Annotated in this window: 5 protein-coding genes and 1 pseudogene; 4 read left to right on the top strand and 2 right to left on the bottom strand. The window is 73.9% G+C overall.

The window, feature by feature from the left end; genetic code table 11:
• Positions 1–208 (bottom strand): annotated as a pseudogene (locus tag HN013_RS07585) (hypothetical protein); the annotation flags it as partial.
• A gap of 61 nt (positions 209–269) precedes the next feature.
• Positions 270–1,622 (bottom strand): SWIM zinc finger family protein, encoded by a 1,353-nt coding sequence (locus tag HN013_RS07580; protein WP_171164312.1) that lies wholly within the window; start codon positions 1,620–1,622, stop codon positions 270–272.
• A 189-nt stretch (positions 1,623–1,811) separates the two neighbouring features.
• On the opposite strand from HN013_RS07580, the gene HN013_RS07575 reads away from it, so the two are divergent.
• From HN013_RS07575 to sucC, 4 genes are all read left to right on the top strand, one after another.
• On the top strand, positions 1,812–2,939 hold the full coding sequence (locus HN013_RS07575; RefSeq protein WP_171164410.1) for an AAA family ATPase: 1,128 nt from the start codon (positions 1,812–1,814) through the stop codon (positions 2,937–2,939).
• Positions 2,897–5,347, top strand: coding sequence for a DUF5682 family protein (locus tag HN013_RS07570; RefSeq protein ID WP_249374826.1), 2,451 nt, complete (start codon positions 2,897–2,899; stop codon positions 5,345–5,347). Before HN013_RS07575 ends, HN013_RS07570 begins: the two co-directional genes overlap by 43 nt.
• Positions 5,344–6,591, top strand: coding sequence for a VWA domain-containing protein (locus tag HN013_RS07565; protein WP_171164310.1), 1,248 nt, complete (start codon positions 5,344–5,346; stop codon positions 6,589–6,591). Before HN013_RS07570 ends, HN013_RS07565 begins: the two co-directional genes overlap by 4 nt.
• Before the next feature lie 355 nt (positions 6,592–6,946).
• Positions 6,947–8,122 (top strand): ADP-forming succinate--CoA ligase subunit beta, encoded by a 1,176-nt coding sequence (sucC, locus tag HN013_RS07560; protein WP_171164308.1) that lies wholly within the window; start codon positions 6,947–6,949, stop codon positions 8,120–8,122.
• The last annotated feature ends 15 nt before the right edge of the window (positions 8,123–8,137 follow it).

Here is an 8,137-nt window from a genome sequence, read left to right as displayed (position 1 = left end):
CGGGGCGCCGCCGCGCCACGGCCGGCAGGGCGGCGGCGCGCCGCCGCACGGTGTGCAGGGCGGCGGCGTCCAGCAGGGCCAGGGCGGGGGCCTGCCCGGGGCGCGGGAGGGCCGGGGCGGTACGCCGGCCCGTACCGATCAGGGCGGCGGTGACGAGGTCGTCCCAGGGGGCGTCCGTGTGCGGACCCCCGTGCGTGGGTGCGTTCATGAAAGGCCTCTCGCGGAAAGGAAGATGCCGACGTGACGGGTGAGTCTGCTGCGGTCCCCCCTCACTCCCGCAGCGGCATCAGGTCCGGTCCCCAGAAGGCCAGGGGTGCGAAGCCGCGGTGACCGCACTCGCCGAAGACCCGCACCGGGCCGCCCGCGGACACCGCCATCAGCCGCCACAACCCCGTGTCGTCGGCATGGCGGGCGTCCACGGCCAGGGCCGCACCGCCGTCCGCGTCCGCCAGTTGCCAGCCGTGCTCGGCATCCGGGACGGGGATCACGCCGTCGAGCACCACCGGCCACGCGTCGAGCCACGGATCGTCGCGCAGCGCCGTGCCGTAGGCCGCGAGAGCGGCTTCGACGCCCGTCCCCCGTGGCGGTTCGGCACCGGGTGCCGGGGCGCCGTACCGGGCCCCGAGCGCGGCGCGCAGCGGCACGGCCGCGGGATGGAAGGCCAGGTCGGCGTCGAGGGAGAGGCCTGCCGGGAGGGAGAGTTCGGGAGCCCGGCCGCCGGCGCCGTAGGACAGCACGAGGGCCGTACGGCCCGTGCGCCCGCCGTGGAGCCAGATTCGTCTGGTGGTCAATGTGTCGCCGACGTCGTCGTATTGGGACAGCACGAGCCAGTCGTCCCGGACGGGCTTCGCCGAGGCCAGCACGGTGGCCGCGTCCACGCTGATCCCGACGCGGGTGCGTACGGTCGCCGCCAGCCCCGGGGGCAGCCGGTCGACGCGTGCGTAGGCACGGTTGAGGGTGTGCAGCAGTGCGCACTCCTCCAGCAGCCGGGAGGCCCAGTCGGGCCCCGACCCGGGCAGGGTGCCCAACTCGCGTACACGGGAGGCCAGCCCCGGGGCCTGGGCGTCCACCATGCGGGCGGCCGTACGGTCCCACAGCGCCCGCTCTCCGCCGCCGGAGGTGGCGAGGCCGCCGTGCACCATGTCGGCGAGCCGTCGCTCCAACTCCGCGACGCCGTCGGCGATGCGGCCGGCCCGCGCGGCCGCCCGGCGGTCCGCGGCGGCGGAGGAGGACGCGGACGTCCCTTCCCCCGGCGGTGGTTCGCTCCGTCTCCGGCGCTTGTCCAGCCACTCACCGGCCCACGGCGGCGGCTCGTCCGCGGGAGGCACGGCCTCCTCGCCCGCCGCCCACAGCAGCAACAGCCCCAGCACGTGCTTGCACGGCACCTTGCGGCTCGGGCAACCGCACCGGTACCCGGGCCGGTTGGGGTCGGCGAGGTCGGCGGCGGCCTGGTACGACCTGCTGCCGCTGCCCGCGCACTCACCCCATACGGCGTCCGGGCGCGCTCCCGTCCCCGACCATGAACCAGGCACCGCGAGCCTGCCGCCCGCTGTGCGTGACGCGGCGTCAGGCGCCAGCGCGAGCACCTGGTCCGCCGTCCAGCGTTCCCCCTGCGGATTCATGTCACCGACAGTAGGCCCACCCACTGACAATCGCCCTGACCTGCGGCTTTGTTGTGGCCGAGGTCGATTGTCAGTGGCGTGGTGCAGTGTGGTGGCACATCCCGGAACGCACGACGAGGGGGACTTGTGACCGTGTCCGGAAACCGTCTCGTACCCACCGGCGCGTCCGTCGTCACCGACGCGCCCGCCATCCACGCACCCGCCGCGGACACGCCGGCCACCGCCGGCCCCGACGCCTCCGCCGGAGCGATCCGGCCGCACGCCGAGGAGACCTTCGCGGACGAGCTGAAGGCCCTGGCGGCGGCCGACGACCGCCCCCGCCCCGAACGCTGGCTGCTGTCGCCGTGGGCCGTCGCCACCTACCTGCTCGGCGGGGTGCTGCCCGACGGCACCGTCATCACCCCGAAATACGTGGGCCCGCGCCGCGTCGTCGAGGTCGCCGTCACCACGCTCGCCACCGACCGGGCGCTGCTGCTGCTCGGAGTGCCCGGCACGGCCAAGACCTGGGTGTCCGAGCACCTGGCCGCGGCCGTCAGCGGGGACTCCACACTTCTCGTCCAGGGCACGGCCGGTACGGCCGAGGAGGCCATCCGCTACGGGTGGGACTACGCCCGTCTCCTGGCACACGGGCCCAGCCGGGACGCCCTCGTGCCCAGCCCCGTCATGCGCGCCATGGCCCGGGGCATGACCGCCCGCGTCGAGGAGCTCACCCGGATCCCCGCCGACGTCCAGGACACCCTGATCACGGTGCTGTCCGAGAAGACCCTGCCCATCCCCGAGCTGGGCGAGGAGGTCCAGGCCGTACGCGGCTTCAATCTCATCGCCACCGCCAACGACCGCGACCGCGGCGTCAACGAGCTCTCCAGCGCCCTGCGCCGCCGCTTCAACACGGTGGTCCTGCCGCTCCCCGCCACCCACGAGGACGAGGTCGACATCGTCGCGCGGCGGGTCGACCAGATCGGCCGCTCCCTCGACCTGCCCGCTCCGGGCGGCGCCGACGAGATCCGCCGGGTCGTCACCGTCTTCCGGGAGCTGCGCGACGGGGTCACCGCGGACGGCAGGACCAAGCTCAAATCCCCCTCGGGGACGCTCTCCACGGCCGAGGCGATCTCCGTCGTCACGGGCGGTCTCGCCCTGGCCGCGCACTTCGGCGACGGGGTGCTGCGCGCCGGGGACGTCGCCGCCGGCATCCTCGGCGCGGTCGTCCGCGACCCGGCGGCGGACCGCACCGTCTGGCAGGAGTACCTGGAGACGGTCGTCCGGGAGCGGGAGGGCTGGCAGGACTTCTACCGCGCCTGCCGCGAGGTGTCGGCGTGAACGCGCCCGCCCTGCTGGGCGTCCGCCACCACGGGCCGGGCTCCGCGCGGGCCGTGCGCGCGGCCCTGGAACGGCAGCGGCCCAGGGCGGTGCTCATCGAGGGGCCGCCCGAGGCGGACGGGATCGTCCACTTCGCGGCGGACGAGGACATGAGGCCCCCGGTCGCCCTGCTCGCCCACGCCGCGGACGACCCGGGCCGGGCCGCATTCTGGCCGTTGGCCTCCTTCTCGCCGGAGTGGGTCGCCATCCGCTGGGCCCTCGCCCACGGAGCCGAGGTGCGGTTCATCGACCTGCCCGCCGCCCACACCCTCGCCCCGCGAGGGACCGACGGCACGGAGGGCACGGCACCTCCGACGTACCCGGGCCCGCTCGCGGCACTGGCGGAAGCCGCGGGGCACGACGACCCCGAACGCTGGTGGGAGGACGCCGTGGAGCACCGAGGCGGCGACGGCGGGGCCGACGACGATCCCCTCGGTCCCTTCCGGGCCGTCGCCGAGGCCATGACGGCGCTGCGCACGGGCCCGGCGGGCGAGGGCGCCGGGGACAGCGGGCCCGTGTCCGGGGCCGCGGCCGGTGACGCCGTCCGGGAGGCCCACATGCGGCTCCGACTGCACGACGCCCGGCGGGAGTTCGGGGACGCGGTCGCCGTCGTCTGCGGCGCCTGGCACGTCCCGGCCCTGGCCGCCCGGCACCCCGTCACCGCCGACCGGCGGACGCTCAAGGGGCTGCCGAAGACCAAGGTGGAGATCGGCTGGGTGCCCTGGACCCTCCGCCGGCTGGCCCGGAGCAGCGGCTACGGCGCGGGGATCACCTCGCCCGGCTGGTACCGCCACCTCTTCGAGGCCCAGGACCGGCCCGTCGAGCGCTGGATGACCACGGTCGCACGGCTGTTGCGCGACGAGGGCAGGCCCGTCTCGTCCGCGCACGTCATCGAGGCCGTCCGGCTCGCCGGAACGCTGGCGGCCCTGCGCGGCCGTCCCCTCCCGGGGCTCACCGAGACCACCGACGCCGTGCGCGCCGTGATGTGCGACGGCTCGGACGTCCCGCTCGCCCTCGTCGGCGACCGGCTCGTCATCGGCGACGAACTCGGCGAAGTCCCCGGCACCGCGCCCGTCACGCCGTTGCAACGCGACCTCACCCGTCTCCAGCGCACCCTGCGCCTCAAACCGGAAGCAGGTGCCAGGGAGCGGGAGTTCGACCTGCGCAAGGACACCGACGCCGCGCGCAGCCGGCTGCTGCACCGCCTCCGGATCCTCGGCGTCGACTGGGGCGAACCCTTGCCCTCGCGCGGCGGCCTCGGCACCTTCCGCGAGGCGTGGCGGCTGTCCTGGGAGCCCGAGCTGGCCGTCCGGCTCGCGGAGGCGGGGGTCTGGGGCACCACCGTCGAGGCCGCGGCGACCGCGCGGGCGGAAGCCTCGGCGCGCGGGGCCGACTCCCTCGTCGAGATCACGACGCTGGCGGAACGGTGCCTCCTCGCAGGGCTGGCGGACGCGCTGCCCCTCGTCATGCGGGCCCTCGCCGACCGCGCCGCCCTCGACACGGACGTCGGCCACCTGGCCGAGGCCCTGCCCGCACTCGTCCGGTCCCTGCGGTACGGAGACGTACGGCGCACCGACACCGGCGCCCTCGACGACGTGGCCGTCGGCCTCGCCGACCGGATCTTCGTCGGCCTGCCGGCCGCCTGCGCCGGGCTCGACCGGGACGCGGCACGGGAGATGAGGGACCACGTGGACGCCGTGCACCGGGCGGTGGCCCTGCTGGAACGGCCGGGTGTGCGCGACCGCTGGACGACGGTGCTGACCGTCCTCGGCGAACGCGAGCGCCTCCCCGGTGACATCCGGGGACGTGCGGTCCGGCTCCTGCTCGACGAGGGTCACCTGTCCGGCGACCGGGCCGCCCGGCTGATGGGGCTCGCCCTCGCACCAGCCGTGGCACCCCCCGAGGCGGCCGCCTGGATCGAGGGGTTCACCGGCGGGGCGGACCCCGGCGGCGGACTGCTCCTCATCCACGACGAGGGCCTGCTCGCCCTGATCGACACCTGGCTCACCGGCGTGCCCGCCGAAGCGTTCACCGACGTCCTGCCCCTGCTCCGCCGCACCTTCTCCGCGTACGACCCGGGGGTGCGGCGGGCGATCGGCGAACGGATCAGGAGCGGCCCGTCCGCCGCCGCGTCGAAGGGGCGCGGTGCGCCGGAGTGGGATCCGGAGCGCGCTGCGGCCGTCCTGCCCACGATGCGCCTGCTCCTGGGCCTGGACGAGGAGCCGGATCCGGGCGGACTCGGCAAGGAGGAGCTCAGCAACAAGGAGGAGCTCAGCAATAAGGAAAAGGAGGAGCTCAGCAATAAGGAAGAGGCCGACGGGAAAGAAGAGGCCGCGCACGCGGTGCTCACCGGGGGAGGGGCACGATGACATCCACGACCACCACAGCCACCACAGCCGCTCCCTCCACCGCCGAGGAGCGCCTGCGCCGCTGGCGGCTCGTGCTCGGCGGAGCGGGGGCCGACGGCACGGGCCGCGCGCTCTCGGGTGACGACGCCGCCATGGACCGGACGCTGGACGCGCTCTACGCGTCGTCCGCCGCCGGTCGCCTGCCGGGCGACGGCGACGGCCGGCGGGACGGCGGCCTCGGAGCGTCCGCGCCCCGGGTCGCCCGCTGGCTGGGGGACATCCGGACGTATTTTCCGACGTCCGTCGTTCAGGTGATGCAGCGGGACGCCCTGGACCGGCTCGGCCTCACCGCCCTCCTGCTCGAACCGGAGCTCCTGGAAGCGGTCGAGGCGGACGTCCACCTCGTGGGCACCCTGCTGTCGCTCGGCAAGGCGATGCCCGAGGAGACCAGGGCCACCGCCCGCGAGGTCGTCCGCAAGGTCGTCGAGGACCTGGAGCGCCGCCTGGCGTCCCGCACCCGGGCCACGCTCACCGGCGCGCTCGACCGTTCGGCCCGCGTCAACCGCCCGCGCCACCGCGACATCGACTGGAACCGCACCGTCCGGGCGAATCTCAAGAACTACCTGCCGGAGTACCGCACGGTCGTCCCCGAACGCCTCATCGGTTACGCACGGGCGGCGCGTTCCGTGAAGAAGGAGGTGACCCTCTGCATCGACCAGTCGGGCTCGATGGCGGCCTCCGTCGTCCACGCCTCGGTCTTCGGCGCCGTCCTCGCCTCGATGCGGGCCCTCGACACCCGGCTCGTCGCCTTCGACACCTCCGTCGTGGACCTCACCGACCAGCTGGCCGATCCGGTGGACGTGCTGTTCGGCGTCCAGCTCGGCGGGGGCACCGACATCAACCGGGCGCTGTCCTACTGCCAGTCGAGGATCACCCGGCCGGCGGAGACCGTCGTCGTACTGATCAGCGATCTCCACGAGGGCGGCGTACGGGACGGGATGCTCGAACGGGTCGCCGCGATGCGGGCCTCGGGAGTGCAGTTCGTCACCCTGCTCGCCCTCTCCGACGACGGGGCTCCGGCGTACGACCGGGAGAACGCGGCGGCCCTCGCGGCACTCGGAGCGCCCGCCTTCGCCTGTACCCCGGACCTCTTCCCGGAGGTGATGGCCGCGGCGCTGGAGAAACGGCCCCTGCCCGTACCGGAACACCACCCGGAACAGCACCAGGAACAGCACGGGGACCGGAACCGGGAGGCGCGGACCTGACGGAGAAGCGCCCGTCGGCCGGGGGAGCCGTCGGGCGGCGGCCAGCGCGGGCGACCCCCGAGCGACCCGTACGAGGCGGCACGGACCGGACGCATACCCGCAGGCGGGTGGCGCCGGGCATACGCTCTGTCGCGATGCGTGCGGGGTCCGTACGCGATCTGTGAGCGTAATCACGGCCGGAGTGTGAGCTGCGATTTAGGGACCTCCCGCCCTCGGGGATAACCTGCGAGACGGACATGCCGCGTATTCGGCGCACGTGTGCCGCCCTCGTCATAGATCGCGTCCTCACGCTGCCACCGCGGCACGCCCGCGCAGACAACGAACCGCGATATCCATGGAAAAGGGACGGACGCGCGTGGACCTGTTCGAGTACCAGGCGAGGGACCTCTTCGCCAAGCACGGTGTACCGGTGCTGGCCGGTGAAGTCATCGACACGCCTGAGGGGGCGCGCGAGGCGACCGAGCGTCTGGGCGGCCGTTCGGTCGTCAAGGCGCAGGTGAAGGTCGGTGGCCGCGGCAAGGCCGGTGGCGTCAAGCTGGCCTCCGACCCGGCGGACGCGGTCGAGAAGGCCGGTCAGATCCTCGGTATGGACATCAAGGGCCACACGGTCCACAAGGTGATGATCGCGGAGACCGCGCCCGAGATCGCCGAGGAGTACTACGTCTCGTACCTCCTCGACCGCACCAACCGCACCTTCCTGGCCATGGCCTCCGTCGCCGGCGGCATGGACATCGAGGAGGTCGCCGCGACGACCCCCGAGAAGCTCGCCAAGGTGCCGGTCGACGCCAACGAGGGCGTCACCATCGAGAAGGCCCGCGAGATCGTCGCCCAGGCGAAGTTCCCGGCCGAGGTCGCCGAGCAGGTCGCCGAGATCCTCGTGACCCTGTGGAAGACCTTCGTCGCCGAGGACGCCCTCCTCGTCGAGGTCAACCCGCTCGCCAAGGTCGCCGACGGCCGCGTCATCGCGCTCGACGGCAAGGTGTCCCTGGACGCCAACGCCGAGTTCCGCCAGCCGGAGCACGAGGCGCTGGAGGACAAGGCCGCCGCCGACCCGCTGGAGGCCGCGGCCAAGGCCAAGGGCCTCAACTACGTCAAGCTCGACGGCCAGGTCGGCATCATCGGCAACGGCGCGGGTCTCGTCATGAGCACCCTGGACGTCGTCGCGTACGCCGGTGAGAACCACGGTGGCGTCAAGCCCGCCAACTTCCTCGACATCGGTGGCGGCGCCTCCGCCGAGGTGATGGCCAACGGTCTTGAGATCATCCTCGGCGACCCGGACGTCAAGTCCGTCTTCGTCAACGTCTTCGGTGGCATCACCGCCTGTGACGCGGTCGCCAACGGCATCGTCCAGGCCCTGCAGCTGCTTGAGGCCAAGGGCGAGAAGGTCGAGAAGCCGCTGGTCGTGCGCCTCGACGGCAACAACGCGGAGCTGGGTCGCAAGATCCTGAACGACGCCGACCACCCGCTGGTGCAGCAGGTGGACACCATGGACGGCGCCGCCGAGCGCGCCGCCGAGCTGGCTGCGAAGTAAGGAACGAGGTCACAA

Source organism: Streptomyces sp. I05A-00742 (assembly GCF_013055795.1).
Taxonomy (GTDB): domain Bacteria; phylum Actinomycetota; class Actinomycetes; order Streptomycetales; family Streptomycetaceae; genus Streptomyces.
This window is presented reverse-complemented; position numbering and strand designations above follow the sequence as displayed.

Excerpts from the sequence above, each read along its gene's own strand:
- HN013_RS07565 (WP_171164310.1), top strand. The coding sequence starts at position 5,344 with ATGACATCCACGACCACCACAGCCACCACAGCCGCTCCCTCCACCGCC.
- HN013_RS07580 (WP_171164312.1), bottom strand. The coding sequence starts at position 1,622 with ATGAATCCGCAGGGGGAACGCTGGACGGCGGACCAGGTGCTCGCGCTG.